The organism is Streptomyces sp. R33, from assembly GCF_041200175.1.
Classification (GTDB): domain Bacteria; phylum Actinomycetota; class Actinomycetes; order Streptomycetales; family Streptomycetaceae; genus Streptomyces; species Streptomyces katrae_B.
The window spans coordinates 4,542,001-4,557,999 of record NZ_CP165727.1 but is presented as its reverse complement, the minus strand read 5'-3'; the positions used below and the strand labels follow the sequence as shown (position 1 = coordinate 4,557,999).

General features: G+C 70.3%; 17 protein-coding genes and 1 riboswitch. Of the genes, 9 read left to right on the top strand and 8 right to left on the bottom strand.

What is annotated here, in order from left to right; all coding sequences use genetic code 11:
* Positions 1–21 precede the first annotated feature (21 nt).
* Positions 22–843 carry a hypothetical protein gene (locus tag AB5J51_RS20830; RefSeq protein WP_369778280.1) on the top strand — a complete coding sequence of 274 codons (822 nt, stop codon included), beginning with the start codon at positions 22–24 and terminating at the stop codon, positions 841–843.
* Positions 844–896: 53 nt separating this feature from the next.
* Here AB5J51_RS20830 and AB5J51_RS20825 read toward each other — a convergent pair whose 3' ends face one another.
* The gene (locus tag AB5J51_RS20825) at positions 897–1,949 is read right to left on the bottom strand and encodes an aldo/keto reductase (RefSeq protein WP_369780285.1); all 1,053 of its coding nucleotides are present in this window, start codon (positions 1,947–1,949) and stop codon (positions 897–899) included.
* A gap of 120 nt (positions 1,950–2,069) precedes the next feature.
* Positions 2,070–3,857: a phosphomethylpyrimidine synthase ThiC gene (thiC, locus tag AB5J51_RS20820; RefSeq protein WP_053785457.1), complete on the bottom strand. Its 1,788-nt coding sequence runs from the start codon at positions 3,855–3,857 to the stop codon at positions 2,070–2,072.
* A riboswitch (TPP riboswitch) is annotated at positions 3,852–3,997 on the bottom strand. Its footprint overlaps the gene before it by 6 nt.
* 72 nt (positions 3,998–4,069) lie before the next feature.
* Here thiC and AB5J51_RS20815 point away from each other — a divergent pair.
* Positions 4,070–5,467, top strand: a complete 1,398-nt coding sequence (locus AB5J51_RS20815; RefSeq protein WP_369778277.1) for a YibE/F family protein — start codon at positions 4,070–4,072, stop codon at positions 5,465–5,467.
* A gap of 51 nt (positions 5,468–5,518) precedes the next feature.
* Here AB5J51_RS20815 and AB5J51_RS20810 read toward each other — a convergent pair whose 3' ends face one another.
* From AB5J51_RS20810 to AB5J51_RS20795, 4 genes are all read right to left on the bottom strand, one after another.
* Entirely contained in the window at positions 5,519–5,968 is a 450-nt protein-coding gene (locus AB5J51_RS20810) for an SsgA family sporulation/cell division regulator (protein WP_030292568.1), read from the bottom strand.
* A gap of 97 nt (positions 5,969–6,065) precedes the next feature.
* Positions 6,066–6,803 (bottom strand): IclR family transcriptional regulator, encoded by a 738-nt coding sequence (locus tag AB5J51_RS20805; protein ID WP_078987196.1) that lies wholly within the window; start codon positions 6,801–6,803, stop codon positions 6,066–6,068.
* 284 nt (positions 6,804–7,087) lie between these two features.
* Positions 7,088–7,315, bottom strand: a complete 228-nt coding sequence (locus AB5J51_RS20800; protein WP_199827984.1) for a DUF5326 family protein — start codon at positions 7,313–7,315, stop codon at positions 7,088–7,090.
* Positions 7,316–7,460: 145 nt separating this feature from the next.
* Positions 7,461–7,778 carry a cupin domain-containing protein gene (locus tag AB5J51_RS20795; RefSeq protein WP_053785461.1) on the bottom strand — a complete coding sequence of 106 codons (318 nt, stop codon included), beginning with the start codon at positions 7,776–7,778 and terminating at the stop codon, positions 7,461–7,463.
* A gap of 89 nt (positions 7,779–7,867) precedes the next feature.
* Here AB5J51_RS20795 and AB5J51_RS20790 point away from each other — a divergent pair, with 89 nt between their 5' ends.
* The 4 genes from AB5J51_RS20790 to AB5J51_RS20775 all read left to right on the top strand — a co-directional run bounded on the left by AB5J51_RS20790 (position 7,868) and on the right by AB5J51_RS20775 (position 11,161).
* Positions 7,868–8,248 (top strand): phage holin family protein, encoded by a 381-nt coding sequence (locus AB5J51_RS20790; RefSeq protein WP_053785462.1) that lies wholly within the window; start codon positions 7,868–7,870, stop codon positions 8,246–8,248.
* A gap of 81 nt (positions 8,249–8,329) precedes the next feature.
* The gene (locus AB5J51_RS20785) at positions 8,330–9,523 is read left to right on the top strand and encodes a cystathionine gamma-lyase (protein ID WP_369778275.1); all 1,194 of its coding nucleotides are present in this window, start codon (positions 8,330–8,332) and stop codon (positions 9,521–9,523) included.
* 178 nt (positions 9,524–9,701) lie between these two features.
* Positions 9,702–10,607, top strand: a complete 906-nt coding sequence (locus AB5J51_RS20780) for a LysR family transcriptional regulator (RefSeq protein WP_369778274.1) — start codon at positions 9,702–9,704, stop codon at positions 10,605–10,607.
* 74 nt (positions 10,608–10,681) lie between these two features.
* Positions 10,682–11,161, top strand: a complete 480-nt coding sequence (locus AB5J51_RS20775; RefSeq protein WP_053785465.1) for an NUDIX domain-containing protein — start codon at positions 10,682–10,684, stop codon at positions 11,159–11,161.
* 55 nt (positions 11,162–11,216) lie between these two features.
* Here AB5J51_RS20775 and AB5J51_RS20770 read toward each other — a convergent pair whose 3' ends face one another.
* Both AB5J51_RS20770 and AB5J51_RS20765 read right to left on the bottom strand, forming a co-directional pair.
* On the bottom strand, positions 11,217–12,548 hold the full coding sequence (locus AB5J51_RS20770; protein ID WP_369780284.1) for a globin domain-containing protein: 1,332 nt from the start codon (positions 12,546–12,548) through the stop codon (positions 11,217–11,219).
* Positions 12,542–13,192 (bottom strand): HAD family phosphatase, encoded by a 651-nt coding sequence (locus AB5J51_RS20765; protein ID WP_133897505.1) that lies wholly within the window; start codon positions 13,190–13,192, stop codon positions 12,542–12,544. Before AB5J51_RS20765 ends, AB5J51_RS20770 begins: the two co-directional genes overlap by 7 nt.
* Positions 13,193–13,392: 200 nt before the next feature.
* On the opposite strand from AB5J51_RS20765, the gene AB5J51_RS20760 reads away from it, so the two are divergent.
* Genes AB5J51_RS20760 through AB5J51_RS20750 form a run of 3 tightly spaced genes read left to right on the top strand, consistent with a single transcriptional unit; the run spans position 13,393 to position 15,995 of the window.
* On the top strand, positions 13,393–14,286 hold the full coding sequence (locus tag AB5J51_RS20760; RefSeq protein WP_136224999.1) for a GNAT family N-acetyltransferase: 894 nt from the start codon (positions 13,393–13,395) through the stop codon (positions 14,284–14,286).
* A 14-nt stretch (positions 14,287–14,300) separates the two neighbouring features.
* Positions 14,301–14,762, top strand: a complete 462-nt coding sequence (locus AB5J51_RS20755; RefSeq protein ID WP_369778272.1) for an N-acetyltransferase family protein — start codon at positions 14,301–14,303, stop codon at positions 14,760–14,762.
* A gap of 54 nt (positions 14,763–14,816) precedes the next feature.
* Positions 14,817–15,995, top strand: coding sequence for a winged helix DNA-binding domain-containing protein (locus AB5J51_RS20750; protein WP_369778271.1), 1,179 nt, complete (start codon positions 14,817–14,819; stop codon positions 15,993–15,995).
* Positions 15,996–15,999: the final 4 nt, after the last annotated feature.

Sequence of the window (15,999 nt, the reverse complement as noted above, 5' to 3'; positions counted from 1 at the left end):
GTCCCCACGGAGCATCGGGGGATGCACATGAACAGCGCTCCGCACCTGCTGACCGAAGACCGACCCGAGTTCGATCGGCTCCTCGACGAGGCGCTGCGTACCGCACACGAACGGCCCGAGCTCGCCGCGCTCGGCGAACGGCTGAACGCCGAACAACTGCGCACGATGGCCGTCGGGGCCAGCGCGCTGCTGACGGCCGCGGCCGCGGCCGAGTACGACCACTACGTGAAACTCCGCGGCGAACGGCGCGACGAGGCCCTGTCCACCCCCGGATCGGCGGGTGCGGACAGGAGTGCCGGGCAGGACGAGGGCGACGACGGCGCCGGGGTCAGCGCCGTGGTCGCGGTGCTCGCGCCGGTCCTGGCGGGCACCGCGATGCTGATCTTCCTGCTGGTGGGGTACACCCTGAAGGCGATCGAGCCCGAACCCGCCTTCGCCGACACGATGCTGACGGCGGGTTGGCTCTTCGGCGCACTGACCGTGGTCTCGCTGCTGTTCGCGGTGATCGGGCTGCTGGTGACGGCCGTCCGCAACCGCGCGACGGAGGTCGTGGCCGAGGACGGTGCGATACCCGACGAGCTTGCGCAGGCCCGCGAGGCCTGGCGGCACGCCCTGCTGGAGCGGGGCATCCTGCCGTTCCTGCGGGACGCGCTGGCCGATCCGAGCGCGGGGCCCGTGTATCCGGCCCCCCGCACGCCGAAGGCCGGGCGCATCCCCAACTTGGGATACTCCCGGCCCGACTTCACCAGCCCGGGATCCGCTTCACAGGGACCCCGGCCCGGCTACTCGCCTCCGGACTTCACCGGCCCCGACTTCGGCGGCCCGGAGACCGAGACGTCCTGACGGCCCAGGTGGGCAGTCCGTCCCTGTTTCACGTGAAACATCGCGCTGTACGGCTACTGGCCCGCCGACCGGTCCCCCGGGGCGCGCCGCCGCTGCGCGGTGTCGGTCAAAGCCGTCGGGCGCCACACGCCGTCCGGGTGGTAGAGGTTCGTCCCCGGCGGCACGATCTCGTCGATCCGGTCGAGTGCCGCGTCGTCGAGGACCAGTCCGGCACCCTTGACCAGCGAGTTCAGCTGGTCCATGGTCCGCGGGCCGATGATCACCGAGGTGACTGCGGGATGCGCGACCGGGAAGGCGACCGCCAGCTCGGGCAGCGTGCAGCCGATGCCGTCGGCGAGCTCGAGGAGCTGTTCCACGGCCTCCAGCTTCGCCACGTTGCCGGGGATCGCCGGGTCGAAGCGCGCCGGCGTCAGCGCCGCCCTCCCCGAGCTCATGTCGACGGGCCCGCCGAGCCGGTACTTTCCGGACAGGAAGCCGGAGGCGAGCGGACTCCAGGTCAGTACGCCCATCCCGTACCGCCGGGCGACCGGCAGGACGGAGGCTTCCACCCCGCGCGCGAGGATCGAGTACGGGGGCTGCTCCGTCCGGAACCGCGGAAGAGCCCGCCGCTCGGCGACGTGATGCGCCTCGACGATCTCCTCGGCGGGGAAGGTGGAGCAGCCGAAGGCACGGATCTTGCCCGCCCGCACCAGGTCTCCGAGGACCGAGAGGGTCTCCTCGACGTCCGTCGAGTGGTCGGGCCGGTGCACCTGGTAGAGGTCGATCCAATCGGTGTCCAGCCGCCGCAAACTGTCCTCGACGGCCTGCACGATCCACCGCCGCGAGTTCCCTCTGCGGTTGCGTCCCTCCCCCATCTGAAAGTGGACCTTGGTGGCGAGCACGACGTCATCGCGCCGCCCCTTCAGCGCCTTGCCGACGATCTCCTCGGACTCCCCTGCGGAGTACATGTCCGCGGTGTCGACGAAGTTGATGCCCTGATCGAGCGCGGCATGGATGATCCGGGCGCACTCGTCGTGGTCCGGGTTCCCCACCGATCCGAACATCATCGTGCCGAGGCAGTGCGCGCTGACCTCTATGCCGGTCCCGCCCAGACTGCGATATCTCATGGTCATGGGGCCGCACTGTAGGAGTTGGAGTGCACTCCAGCGCAAGCAATTCCGTTCCGGGGACGCTGCTCTGGGGAGTCCCCTCCTCCTCCCCGGAGCAGCGCCACCACGGCGGTCGGGTCAGTCCGCCAGCGGGAGGTAGACCCGGTTGCCGCTCGCCGCGAACTCGGCGGACTTCTCCGCCATGCCCGCCTCGATCTCATCGGCCTTCAGGTCTCCGCCGTGCTCACGGCGGATGTCCTGGGAGATCTTCATCGAGCAGAACTTCGGACCGCACATGGAGCAGAAGTGCGCGGTCTTGGCCGGCTCGGCGGGGAGCGTCTCGTCGTGGAACTCACGGGCCGTGTCCGGGTCGAGGGCCAGGTTGAACTGGTCCTCCCAGCGGAACTCGAACCGCGCGTCCGACAGGGCGTCGTCCCACTCCTGGGCGCCCGGGTGGCCCTTGGCCAGGTCCGCCGCGTGGGCGGCGATCTTGTACGTGATGACGCCGGTCTTCACGTCGTCACGGTTGGGCAGGCCCAGGTGCTCCTTCGGCGTGACGTAGCAGAGCATCGCGGTGCCCCACCAGGCGATCATCGCGGCGCCGATGCCCGAGGTGATGTGGTCGTACGCCGGGGCGACGTCCGTGGTCAGCGGGCCGAGCGTGTAGAACGGCGCCTCCTCGCAGATCTCCTGCTGGAGGTCGATGTTCTCCTTGATCTTGTGCATCGGGACGTGGCCCGGGCCCTCGATCATGGTCTGCACGTTGTGCCGCTTGGCGATCGTGTTCAGCTCGCCCAGCGTCTTCAGCTCCGCGAACTGCGCCGCGTCGTTGGCGTCCGCGATGGAGCCGGGGCGCAGGCCGTCGCCCAGCGAGTACGTGACGTCGTACGTCGCGAGGATCTCGCAGAGCTCCTCGAAGTTCGTGTAGAGGAAGTTCTCCTTGTGGTGCGCCAGGCACCACGCGGCCATGATGGAGCCGCCGCGCGAGACGATGCCGGTCTTGCGGCGGGCGGTCAGGGGCACGTAGGGCAGCAGCACGCCGGCGTGGACCGTCATGTAGTCGACGCCCTGCTCGGCCTGCTCGATGACCGTGTCCTTGTAGATCTCCCAGGTCAGGTCCTCGGCGCGGCCGTCGACCTTCTCGAGCGCCTGGTACAGCGGCACGGTGCCGATCGGCACGGGGGAGTTGCGCAGCACCCACTCGCGGGTGGTGTGGATGTTGCGGCCGGTCGAGAGGTCCATGACCGTGTCGGCGCCCCACTTGGTCGCCCAGGTCATCTTGTCGACCTCCTCCTCGATGGAGGAGGTGACAGCGGAGTTGCCGATGTTGGCGTTGACCTTCACCAGGAACCGCTTGCCGATGATCATCGGCTCGATCTCCGGGTGGTTCACGTTCGCGGGAAGCACCGCGCGACCTGCGGCGATCTCCTCGCGGACGACCTCGGGGGAGACGTTCTCGCGGATCGCGACGTACTCCATCTCCGGGGTGATCTCACCGCGGCGGGCGTACGCGAGCTGCGTGACGGCAGCGCCGCCACGGCCCCGGCGGGGCTGGCGGGGGCGGCCCGGGAAGACCGCGTCGAGGTTCTTCAGGCCACCGCGCGGCGAGGTGTGCTTGATGCCGTCGTCCTCGGGGCGCACGGGACGGCCCGCGTACTCCTCGGTGTCGCCGCGGCTGATGATCCAGTTCTCGCGCAGCGGCGGCAGGCCGCGCCGCACGTCGGTCTCGATCTGCGGGTCGGTGTACGGCCCCGACGTGTCGTAGAGCGTCACGTCCTTGCCGTTGGTGAGGTGGACCTGGCGGACCGGCACCCGGATGTCGGGCCGGGAGCCCGCCACGTAGCCCTTGTGCCAGCCCGGCTGGCGCTCGGTCTGGCCGTCGGCGTCCTGGCTGACGGCAGGCGTGCGTGCGTCCTGAATGGTCATGAGACCTGATCTCCCTACGCCGGCATTACCCGGTAACAGGTTCGGCGGTCGACGCAGCCTCTTCCCGTACGCATGTGTACTGCGCGTACGGTGATCAGCGCCCTCTCAGCCCGGTGCTCCGAGCTCCCGCGTTGTGCAAAGGTGCCCCCACGCTAGCGTCATCTGTGGCGTGCTGAACAGTGGGCCCCCTCAACTCTTGCGATGATCTGCCGGTGACGTCCTCGCCGCAGACTCCCCCCAAGCACCCCGAGCCCACGGGTCACACCGACCACGCCCACGCGGCCGCCGGGCACGACCACGGCCCTTCCGAGGGCCACTCCCATGGTCATTCCCACAGCCACGGGCCGGCGGCGCCCGTCTCGAAGCACCTGCGCAAGGTCATCGCGGCCGTACTGATCCCCTTCGCCGTCGCCGTCTTCGCCGGCATGGTGGTGCTCTGGCCGGGCGGCGCTCCCGCCCACGAGCGCTCCGGGGTGGGGTTCGACCGGCAGACCCAGCAGGGCCGGGTCGTCGCGCTCGAACAGGTCGACTGCAAATCCGTGAACGCCTCGCAGGTGCCGCCCACCGGCAACGTCTCCACCCCGGAGGGCCGCGAGGCCCAGGCCGCGCAGACCGGCGAGTGCAAGAAGGCCACCATCGAGGTCGGCACCGGATCCGACAAGGGCCGCACCTTCTTCGAGATCGTCCAGCCGGGCGCTCCACGGCAGTTGGAGAACGGCCAGGAGGTGGTCGTCGCATACGCGCCGGACGCGCCCCGGGATCTCCAGTACTCCGTGATCGACGTGAACCGCAAGCTGCCGTTGGCGGTGCTGGCCGGGCTCTTCGCCGTGGCGGTGGTCGTCGTCGGCCGGATGCGTGGCGTGTTCGCGCTGGTCGCGCTGGTCGTCAGCTTCGGCGTGCTGACGCTCTTCATCCTCCCGGCGATCCTGCAGGGCTCGAACCCGCTGCTCGTTGCCGTCATCGGCGCCAGCGCCATCATGCTCATCGCGCTGTACATGTGCCACGGACTGAGCGCCCGTACCTCCGTCGCCGTCCTGGGCACGCTCGTCTCGCTGCTGCTGATCGGGCTGCTGGGCTCGGTGTTCGTCGACTGGGCGTTCCTGAGCGGCAACACCGACGACAACACCGGCCTGATCCACGGGCTCTACCCGGACATCGACATGAGCGGCCTGCTGCTTGCAGGCGTGATCATCGGATCTCTGGGGGTGCTCGACGATGTGACGGTCACCCAGACCTCGGCGGTCTGGGAACTCCACCAGGCCGACCCGGCGATGGGGTCCCGCTCCCTGTACCGTGCGGCCATCCGGATCGGCCGCGACCACATCGCATCGGTGGTCAACACCCTGGTACTGGCTTACGCGGGCGCGGCGCTGCCCCTGCTGCTGCTGTTCTCGATCGCGAACAGCAGCATGGGTTCGGTGGCCAACAGCGAGCTGGTCGCGGAGGAGATCGTACGGACACTCGTCGGGTCCATCGGCCTGGTGGCCTCGGTCCCGGTGACAACGGCGCTTGCCGCGCTGGTGGTTTCTGCCGACCGACCGGGATCCCCGGCCGGAGCGGCGGCCCCTGGGCCGGTCCGCCGGGGCCGGGGACGGCGGCGCAAGCGCTGAGAAGACCCGGGTGGCTCGGGGGCCCGGGGCGGCTCGGCTTGTCCGGTCCGGTCAGCCCGCGTTCTGCTCGTTCTGCCGCGACTCGGCCAGGATCCTGTCCAGCGCCTCGTCGAGGTTGCCCTCGAAGTCGCCGAGGTTGCGCTCCTGACCGAGCGGAACAAGCCGGTCGGTGCGGTCGAGGAACGCCACGAGCGGCGCGGCGCCGGCGCGGAACAGGGCCCGGTCGCAGCCGACTTGGAGCCGGATGTGGACATCGGACAGCTCCTCAGGGTCGGTGGGGGCGATGTGCACATCGCCGTCACCGCACGGCTTGTTGATGCCGTCGAGGAGGAGTTCCCGGCCGAACGCCCAGGTCACGGGCGCGTCTCCGGGAAGGTGGAACGTCAGGCGCACCGCGTAGGGGTCACGGGTGTCGTACCGGAGTTCCACCGGGATCCGGAACGAGAGCTCCTCGGAAACGAGGAAGCTCATCATGACCTCTGCCTGTACCGACTCGCGCATTGACTACCCCGCTGTAGTGGAAGTGGCCAGGAATGATCCCCCAGGGCCCTCTTGACAAGGGTGGTGGACGCGCTTGCAGATCACAAGGAGTGAGTTTTCAGATACTGATAGAGAACGAGAGGGTGCTCAACAGCGCGCCTACTTCACTCCGTAGTCGATCGACCACACACAGCAATTGATCCGCCTGGTGCAAAGGCAGTGAAATCGCCATGGTTGCGGCGGTATCGCCGACCGTGATGGGGATGGCTGCACACACCGTGCCCAGCGCGTACTCCTGACTCTCCGTAACCGGCTGCATGCGACCGAGGGACCCGATCCGGTCTTCCAGGGCGCGCTGGTCGCGGACGGTGTACTGGGTGACGGCCTCGACCGGATGCCGGTCGTAGTAGTCCTTGCGCGTCTCCTCGTCGAGCTGGGCCAGCAGGCACTGCCCGATGGCGTGCGCGTGCCCGGTCGCACGGAAATCGGCCCATTCCTCGACGGCAGGGCTGGCCGGGGTGTCCGAAACGCCCATGAGCTCGATCTCACCGTCGCGGAACACCGCGAAGTAGACGGGGGCCCCGACCGCGTCGCGGAAGTGCGCGAGGGAGTCGAGGATCATGCTGCGACGTTTCTGCTGCAGTCCGCCGCCCGCGAGCCGGCCTGCAGCGGCGCCGAGAACGAACACTCCGCCCTCGCGCCGCAGATAGCCCTCGTGGGTGAGGGTGCGCAGCAGGTGGTACGCGGTGGGGAGCGGGAGCCCGGCCTCGCGCGCCAGTTGTTTCGCCGGGGCTCCCTCGCCGTGGGAGCCCGCTGCTTCGAGCAGTCTCAACGCTCGCTGCACCGAACCGATCAGCGTTGGCACACCGGCATTGTGAACCGAAGACAAAGCTCACCCCCAGGCGTGGCGGCGGGCCTTGGGAGGGCCAGCCCTGCGGGGGCCGCCCCCGCACATGCCGTGGTACCTGGAGGTCGCGCTCGGCTCGAACTGGAGATTGCCGCAGGTCAGGGCGGCGCTACCGGCCTTCAACCCAGGAGAACGGCACAGATTGCCACCCTATCCGCCCATTCCCGCGGTGTGAGCGGTTTGCCACCTCACGTTCCCCCGCCTGGGTTAATCCCCGGGCTTGACCCCGGGGCCTACCAGTCGCCGGACGAGGACTTCGTACCACTGCCGCTGAACTTCTTCACGAGGAAGACCAGGCCGCCGACGAGGCCGACGAAGAGCAGCAGCTTGAACGCGAACCCGATCAGGGCACCGAGGATGCTGGTGATGACGCCACCGAAGACGAAGAGCACCAGAAGCGGGATCGCGACCCACTTAACCCACCAGGGCATGCCTGCGAATGTCTCTCGGATACCGTCCATGTCCTCAACCTCTTCCTGAGCCGTGACTTCCTGCTCTCGATGCTAGGAGGCCGCGAAGGCGCCCGGGGGCCCGCGAGCCCCCGGAGTCCCCTGATCCGCCCCCTAGGGGGACCAGGGATCCGACCCTCGCTCCGGGGCCTGCCGGCTATGCCTCCGGCGGGGAGAACACCACCAGTACCCGCAGGTCCTCGCTGATGTGGTGGAACTTGTGCACCACCCCGGCCGGGACGTAGACGACGCTGCCGCGGGCCACCGTCGTCGTCTCCTCCCCGACGGTGATCGAGGCACGGCCGCTCACGACGAAGTACACCTCGTCCTGCCGGTGCGGCAGCTGTGGGTCGCTCTGCCCGGCGTCCAGCGCGTACAGCCCGACCGACATGTTCCGTTCGCGCAGGAACTGCAGATACGCGCCGTCGTTCGCGAGCCGCTCCGCCTCGAGCTCGTCCAGCCGGAAGGCCTTCATCTTCGTTGTGCCCCTTGCTCTCTCGCGTTCCCTGGCATCCGCTGATCTGCTGATGTCCCACCGGGATCTTCTCTGCCACGATCAGACACATGACGAATTTCGTAGTCAAGACGCTCGCGAACGCCGCAGCCCTGGCCGTCGCCATCTGGCTGCTCTCCGGCATCACGCTCGACGACCACAGTTCCCTTGGCCGCAGGATTCTCGCGCTGATCCTGGTCGCACTGGTCTTCGGCCTGGTGAACATCATCGTCAAGCCCGTGGTGAAGTTCTTCTCGCTGCCCCTGTTCGTTCTCACCCTGGGACTGTTCACCCTCGTCGTGAACGCCCTGATGCTGCTGCTGACCTCTTGGCTTGCCACGCAGCTCGACCTCAGCTTCCACGTCGACAATTTCTGGACCGCGCTCGTCGGCGGCCTGATCATCTCCGTCGTTTCCTGGGCCGTGAACATGGCTCTGCCCGACAAGAACTGAGCCGGACTCGACGCTCTCGTCGAGGCGGCGAGTGCGGGCCTGCCGGATTCCCGTACGTGAGGCAGTGAAGGAGCACACCGCGTGAACGACCAGGCCGACCAGGCCGACCAGGCAGCAACAGCAGCGGCCGGGGCCGCCCGGACGGGCGGGCCGGGCGACGGCACCCGTGCCGTGCGCGCCGGGCTGCCCGAGCCGGTCAAGAACGAACCGCCCTTGCCCGGCCCCGTCTTCGCCGCCCACTTCCACCTCCCCGGCGACGTGACGGGCCCGTACACCTACGGCCGCGACACCAATCCGACCTGGACCCTGCTGGAACGGGCCATCGGGGAACTCGAAGCCCCCGGCCAGGGCGGCGTGGACACCATCGTCTTCGCGTCCGGCATGGCCGCGGTCTCCGCCGTCCTGCTCTCCCAGGCCCGCACCGGGGACACCGTCGTCCTGCCCAACGACGGCTACCAGGCGCTGCCGCTGGTCCGCGAGCAGCTGGAGGCGTACGGGATCCACGTCCGCACCGCCGCGACCGGCGACGACGGGCAGCTCGCCGTCCTCTCCGGGGCCAGGCTGCTGTGGATCGAGACCCCGTCCAACCCCGGGCTCGACGTGTGCGACGTACGACGCCTGGTCGAGGCCGCGCACGCGGGCGGCACCCTCGTGGCCGTCGACAACACCCTCGCCACCCCGCTCGGCCAGCGCCCCCTGGAACTCGGCGCGGACTTCTCCGTCGCCAGCGGCACCAAGGGCCTCACCGGCCACGGCGACCTCCTGCTCGGCTACGTCGTCTGCCGCGACCCGCAGCTCGCGGCCGACGTCCGGCGCTGGCGCAAGATCGTCGGAGCGATCCCCGGCCCGATGGAGGCCTGGCTCGCCCACCGCTCCCTGGCCACCATCCAGCTGCGCGCCCAGCGCCAGTGGGCCAACGCGCTGGCCGTCGCCGAGGCACTGGCCGACCGTACGGACGTGACCGGGCTGCGCTACCCCGGGCTGCCCGCGGATCCGTCGCACAAAACGGCCGCCCGGCAGATGCGGGGCTTCGGTTCCGTCGTCTCCTTCACCCTGCCGGACCGCGAGCACGCCGAACGCTTCATGGCAGCCCTGCACCTGGTCGAGGACGCCACCAGCTTCGGCGGCGTACGGTCCACCGCGGAGCGGCGCGGACGGTGGGGCGGCGACCCGGTACCGGAGGGGTTCATCCGCCTGTCCGCCGGGGCCGAGGACACCGGGGACCTGGTCGCGGACGTGCTGCGCGCCCTCGACACCGCGGGCGCCGGCGCCTGAACGGGTGCAGACATGGAGCGGTCCGAGCCTCCCCCCTAGTGGCTCGGACCGCCCGGGTTCTGCGCGCGAAGAACCACGCGCTCAAGGCTAGTTGACCCAGCGTCAGAGTCCAATCACGGTAACGACAGGGGCCTATCGGCATATTTATAGTTGAAGGCCCCCACCGAGAGGGGCCTTCATGGACCTGGCCCTGCTGCGCACCTTCGTCGCCGTGCACCGGGCGGGCTCGTTCACCCGGGCCGCCACGCTGCTCGGGCTGTCTCAGCCCGCCGTCACGTCCCAGATCCGCACGCTCGAACGCCAGCTGGGCCGACCGCTGTTCCACCGCAGGGCCCGCGGGGTCACCCCCACCGCCGTCGGCGACGAACTCGCCCACAAGGCCGCCCCGCACCTCGACGCCCTGCTTCGGATCACCGAGGCGGAGCGGGAGGCCGCCGGTGCGCTGCGCACCCTGCACCTCGCCGGTCCCCCCGAATTCCTGTGCCTGCGCGTCCTGCCCGCCCTCGCACCGCTCGTCGGCCAGGGCCACACCCTGCGCACCGTCCTGCAGACCGGCGCCGAGGAGGCCCTCGACGGGCTCGCCGCCGGGCACCACGACCTCGTCATCACCACCGCCCGGCCGCGCGGCGGGCTGTTCAGTGCGACCGCCCTGTGCGACGAGGAGCACGTCCTGGTCGCCGCGCCCTACTGGGCCGCCCTCGTCGATCCGGACCGGCTGCGCGAGACCGGACCCGCCGCCCTCGACGGCATTCCGCTCGTCGAGGTCCACGAGACCCTGCCGCTCGTCGCCCGCTACTGGGCCGCGGTCTTCGAGACCCGCCCCGGGACCCGGCCCGATGCCGCCACCGTCGTCACCCCCGATCTCAGGGCGGTGCTGGAATGCGTCCGGGCCGGCGCCGGACTCGCCGTCCTGCCTCGATACCTGTGCCAGGACGCCCTCGACCGCGGCCAGATCGTCGCCCTGCTCGAACCGCCCGTACCGCCGCTGCGCACCTGGTTCCTCGTCGTACGGGCCGGCAGCCTCGCCCTCGCCCACCTCGCCCGTGCGCACGACCGGCTGCTGCGCGCCGCCGCGCACTGGTGACCCTCCGCTTCCGGCGTGCGGCGCGTTTCGCCGACACGCGTTTCAGACACCGCCGTCTGGGCCACTCTTCTCCCATGACCGAACGTCCCGTGGTCAAACGCACCGCCCGCGCGATCCTGCTCGACGGTGACGACCTGATCCTCATCAAACGCACCAAGCCCGGCGTCGACCCGTACTGGCTCACCCCTGGCGGGGGAGTGGAGTCCTCGGACGCCACCGTCGTCGACGCCCTCCACCGAGAGATCCACGAGGAACTCGGCGCGAAGATCACCGATGTGGTGCCCTGCTTCGTCGACACCGTCGAGCACATCGCCGACGGCGGAGTGACCGGCGTGAAGGTGCAGCACTTCTTCGTCTGCCACCTCGAATCCATGGACCCCAGCCAGCGGCACGGACCCGAAGTCGACGAGCCCGAAGGCGAGTACGAGATCGTCCGCGTGCCGTTCAGCCGGGTCGGCATCGCCGCCGTCCATCTCGTCCCGCTGTCCCTGCGTCACTACCTCGACGGCAACATCGAGGGAGTACGCGCCATGCACGCCCCCGACCTGGGCTGACCTCGCCCCGGGCCCGTTTGGGCTGACCTCGACCCGGGCCGTTTCGGCCCGGGCCTCAACCGGCCGCGCCCACCAGCTCCTCGAGCGCGTCGAAGCGGATCCGGTCCCCGGGGATCCCGATCCGCTTGAGCTCGTCCACACCGCTGCGGATCATCGCGGGCGGCCCCGAGATGAACGCGTCGTACGAACTCCAGGGCCCGTGCTCACCGACCGCCTGCGGCAGCTGCCCCGCCAGGCCCTCGCAGACGACGGGGCGCACCGACAGCCACGGATGCGAGCGCTGCAACCCCAGCAGGGTGTCCTTGTCGTACAGGTCGCCGTCGCTGCGCGCCCCGAAGAACACCTCCACCGGGCGGCGCTCACCGTGCTCCGCCACGTCCTCGATCAGCGCCTTGATCGGGGCGATGCCGGTGCCGCCGCCCAGGCACAGCATCCCGTTGTCGGTGGTGTGATCGACGACCATCGACCCGGCCGGCGGCCCGAGCCGCAGCACATCGCCGGGCCGGGCGTGCCGCACCAGCGCGTTGGACACCCAGCCTGCCGGAACGGCCTTGACGTGGAAGGACAGCAGTCCGTCGGCACGCGGAGCCGAGGCGAACGAGTAGTGCCGCCACACCCGGGGCCACCACGGGGTCTCCAGGCTCGTGTACTGGCCCGCCAGGAAGGAGTAGGGCTGGTCGGGGCGGACCGTCAGCACCGCGATGTCCGGCGTGCGCAGATCATGCGAGACCACCTCCGCGTGCCACCACGCAGGGGTCTTCACCTCGTCCTCCGCCGCCGCGTCGATCATGATCTGGGACATCGCCGTGTAGGCCCGCACCCATGCGGCCTGCGCCTCCGGTCCCCAGCTGCGCTCCGCGTACCGGGCCAGTGCGCCGATCAGGGCCTCACCCACCACCGGATAGTGCCCTGCCGCCGTGCCGTACTTGCGGTGTCCGGTGCCCAGTCGGCGCAGATAGGGAACGAGCACGTCCGGGTTGTCGATGTGCTCGGCTGCGGTCAGCAGCGCCTTCAGGAGCCGGTCGCGCTGTGCGTCCATGGCGGCCGGGAACATGCCCCGCACCTCCGGGTGCCCCGTGAACACCAGGGCGTAGAAGTACGAGGTCACCTTGTCGGCGATCGGTGCGATTTCCTCGAGGGTCCGGCGGATCAGCACCGCGTCCGGGGAGGGCTCGACCGCACCGCCCCCGGACGGTATCCGGGCCGTCCGTCTGGCCGATCTGGTGGGCGGAGCGTCCATGCGGTGCCTCGCTTCGAACATCTCGGTCGGTAAGCACGCCACGGCCTTCGAATCCGTGGTTCCGGGCCTCAAAGCCTGCCAGTCGCCCCAAGCACGCGCGGGGAAACGCGGAAAATCCGCGTTTCGAACCCACTTTCCTCCTAAGATGCTTGGACTTCCGGACGCGCCACCCCGACCAGCTGATACGCCTCTCGCAGGTCCCGGCCCTCGTAGGTGTACGTCGCCCGCTCCGCAAGATACGGCCGCGCGTTGACGGCCACCGACACCGAAACGGCCTCGAACAGGACCGCGTCGGTCGACGAATCCCCGTACGCCACGCAGTCGGTCCGGCTCACCCCGAACTGCGCGCAGAGCCGGTCCGCCACTGTGACCTTGCCCTCGGGTGTCAGGATCCCGGACGCGTCCACGGGTCGGGTGAAGGGCACCTCCGGGAAAACCGAGCCGTGTGCGGCATGTGCGCCCCACTCCAGCAGCAGCTCCACGAAGAACGACGGGGACAGTGAGATCACCGCGCAGTAGTCCCCGCGCTCCCTGATCTCCCGCCACACCTCGCGAATCCCCGCCAGCCAGGGAGCTCCGTCGAACGCCGCCCGGACATGGGCGGGAGTCAGCCCCGCCCACAGCGCATGTGCCGCCACCGAGAATTCGTGCGGCCCGATCTCCCGTGCGCCGAACGATCGCTCCAGCTCGGCGATCTCCGCGCTCAGGCCCAGCTGTCGGGAGATCTCGACCGGCGCTGCCGAGCCGTACATCAGCGTCCCGTCGAGATCGAAAAGGTGCAGGAGGGTCATGGCAGACGAGGCTAGCCCGTTCATTTCGCCGCGGGCACCTCCCGGCCGTGGCCGGACAGAAGCAGCGATGTTTCACGTGAAACATCGCCTCTTTCCACCAGAGCCTTCCCACGGCGGCCGGAGAGACAGCGGATGTTTCACGTGAAACACGCTCCCCAAATCCTCTGGACGCCCTCCATCCGATGATCCACTCTGGGCCCGTGACACCACCACACCTCACCGACCTGCCGATCCGTGCGCTGACCGTGGATGACCTCCGCCCCTGCGCCGACCTGTCCGAAGACCGCGGGTGGCCGCGCGAGGACCACAAGTGGGGGCTGCTCCTCGCCGCGGGCAGCGGCTACGGCATCGATGCCCCCGACGGGCACGGGCTCGCCGCCGCCTGCGTCGTCACCTCGTACGGCCACACCCACGCCGGCCCGGAACTGGCCGCCATCGGAATGGTCCTCGTCGCCGAGCGCTATGCCCGCCAGGGCCTGGGCCGCCGCCTCATGACGTACATCTGCGACGACCTCCTCAAGGGCGTCCCACTCACCCTGCACGCCACGCCCTATGGCCGTCCCCTCTACGAGGAGCTCGGCTTCGACGCCACGGGCCGCGCGGAAATGCTCCGGGGCACGTTCCGCCATGACCCCGCGGCTCCGACTCCGGGGCAGGGCTCCGTGGCAGTCCGGCCGGCGACCGGCGAGGACATCCCGCGGATCGTCCGCCTGGACACCGAGGTCTTCGGTACCGACCGGACCCACATGATCACGCGGCTTCCCGCCTTCGCGGACCGTCTGCTGGTGGCCGAGGACAGCCGGGGCGAGCTCGTCGGCTACGCGGCGATCTGGCCCAACATGGAGACCCACGTCATCGGCCCGCTGATCGCCCGTGACACGGCCGGCGCCCAGGCACTCGTCACCGCTCTCGCGGCCGCCTCCGACCGACCGCTGCGCACCGACATCGACGTACGCCACGAGTCGCTCCTCACGTGGCTCAAGGAGCGCGGCCTCGAGTCCGTGGCCTTCAACGCCGTCATGACCCGCGACATCCCCGGCCTCCCCGGCGACTGGACCCGCCGCTGGGCCCCGCTCACCGTGGCAGCGGGCTGAGAAGGGACACCTCCATGACCGACCCCGTCCAGCCGACCATCCGATCCGCCACCGAGGAGGACCTGCCCGCCATCGTCGCCATGCTCGCGGACGACGCCCTGGGCGCCACCCGCGAATCCCCCGACGACCTCACCCCGTACATCGAGGCGTTCAAACGCCTGGACGGCGACCCCCACCAGCACGTGGTCGTGGCGGTCCGTGAGGGCCGCGTCGTGGGCACGCTCCAGCTCACGATCGTCCCCGGGCTCTCCCGCAAGGGCGCCACCCGCGCAATCATCGAAGGGGTCCGCGTCCACGCCGACGAACGCGGCAGCGGGCTGGGCACCCGGTTCATCCAATGGGCCGTCGAGCAGGCCCGCCGCGAGAACTGCCAGCTCGTCCAGCTCACCTCGGACGTGACCCGTACCGACGCCCACCGCTTCTACGAACGGCTCGGGTTCACCGCGTCCCACGTCGGGTTCAAGCTCTCCCTCTGATCGCCCGCACGCAAGGCCGGGCCGGCGTCGGTGGCCCGGCCTACGATCGGGAGGATGAGCCCCAGCCTCCCTCTCGTCACCACCGCCGAGCGTCGCCACCGGCTCGGCCGCAGGCACCGTCTGGCTCCCTCGGCGCATGCGGCCACGGTCGCCCAGGCTGCGGACGCCGTCGTGGCGCTGCACGCCACCGACGCCGCGACGGTGTTCCTCTCCGCCCGCGCCCGGCTCACGGAAGGCGGCGGCCCGGCCGCTGTCGAGCAGGCGCTCTACGAGGACGTCTCCCTCGTCCGGCTGCTCAGCATGCGCAATACGCTCTTCGCCGTCTCCACGGAACTGGCCCCGTACGTGGACGCCTCGACCGCCCGGGGCATCGCCGTCAAGGAGCGCCGTACCTTCCTCAAGCATCTCGACGAGGACGGCCAGGGCCTGGATGCCGAGTGGCTGGCCCGGGCCGAGGCCGCCGCGCTCGACGCCCTCGACGCCGGCGGCCCCTGCACCGGCAGCCAGCTCTCGGCGGCCGTGCCCGCACTGCGCGAGAAGATCACCATCGGCCGGGGCAAGAAGTACGAGACGGAGACCGGCGTCGCCACCCGCGTCATCCGGCTCCTGGCCGCCGACGGCCGGATCCGCCGCGACCGGCCGCGCGGATCCTGGACCTCCAGCCAGTTCCGCTGGGTGCACACGGAGCCCTGGCCCCCCGTGCCCGCAGCCGAGGCCCGCGCCGAGATCGCCCGCCGCTGGCTGCACGCCTATGGCCCGGCCACCGAGGCGGACTTGAAGTGGTGGACGGGCTGGACCCTCACCGACGTCCGCAAGGCCCTCGCCGTCGTCGGCCCCGACCAGGTCCGTCTCGACGACGGCAGCACCGCCCTCGTCAGCCCGGGCGACACCGCGCCCGAACCCGCCCCGGAGCCCTGGGCAGCGCTGCTGCCGGGACTCGACCCGAGCGGCATGGGCTGGGCCGGCCGGGGCTTCCAGCTCGACCCCGCCCACCGGCCCGCCCTTTTCGACTACGCCGGCAACATCGGCCCCACGGTCTGGTGGAACGGCGAGATCGTCGGCGGCTGGGCCCAGCGGGCGGACGGCGAGATCGTCTGGCGGATGCTGGCCGACCCCGGCCGCGCCGCAGAGGAGGCGATCACGGCCGAGGCTGCCCGCCTCGCCCGGTGGGTGGGCGACGCCCGGATCACCCCGCGCTTCCGCACCCCGCTGGAGCGCGAACTCGTCGCCTGAGCCT

Excerpts from the sequence above, each read along its gene's own strand:
- AB5J51_RS20830 (WP_369778280.1), top strand. The coding sequence starts at position 22 with ATGCACATGAACAGCGCTCCGCACCTGCTGACCGAAGACCGACCCGAG.
- AB5J51_RS20825 (WP_369780285.1), bottom strand. The coding sequence starts at position 1,949 with ATGAGATATCGCAGTCTGGGCGGGACCGGCATAGAGGTCAGCGCGCAC.
- thiC (WP_053785457.1), bottom strand. The coding sequence starts at position 3,857 with ATGACCATTCAGGACGCACGCACGCCTGCCGTCAGCCAGGACGCCGAC.
- AB5J51_RS20810 (WP_030292568.1), bottom strand. The coding sequence starts at position 5,968 with ATGCGCGAGTCGGTACAGGCAGAGGTCATGATGAGCTTCCTCGTTTCC.
- AB5J51_RS20800 (WP_199827984.1), bottom strand. The coding sequence starts at position 7,315 with ATGGACGGTATCCGAGAGACATTCGCAGGCATGCCCTGGTGGGTTAAG.
- AB5J51_RS20795 (WP_053785461.1), bottom strand. The coding sequence starts at position 7,778 with ATGAAGGCCTTCCGGCTGGACGAGCTCGAGGCGGAGCGGCTCGCGAAC.
- AB5J51_RS20790 (WP_053785462.1), top strand. The coding sequence starts at position 7,868 with ATGACGAATTTCGTAGTCAAGACGCTCGCGAACGCCGCAGCCCTGGCC.
- AB5J51_RS20780 (WP_369778274.1), top strand. The coding sequence starts at position 9,702 with ATGGACCTGGCCCTGCTGCGCACCTTCGTCGCCGTGCACCGGGCGGGC.
- AB5J51_RS20775 (WP_053785465.1), top strand. The coding sequence starts at position 10,682 with ATGACCGAACGTCCCGTGGTCAAACGCACCGCCCGCGCGATCCTGCTC.
- AB5J51_RS20765 (WP_133897505.1), bottom strand. The coding sequence starts at position 13,192 with ATGACCCTCCTGCACCTTTTCGATCTCGACGGGACGCTGATGTACGGC.
- AB5J51_RS20755 (WP_369778272.1), top strand. The coding sequence starts at position 14,301 with ATGACCGACCCCGTCCAGCCGACCATCCGATCCGCCACCGAGGAGGAC.
- AB5J51_RS20750 (WP_369778271.1), top strand. The coding sequence starts at position 14,817 with ATGAGCCCCAGCCTCCCTCTCGTCACCACCGCCGAGCGTCGCCACCGG.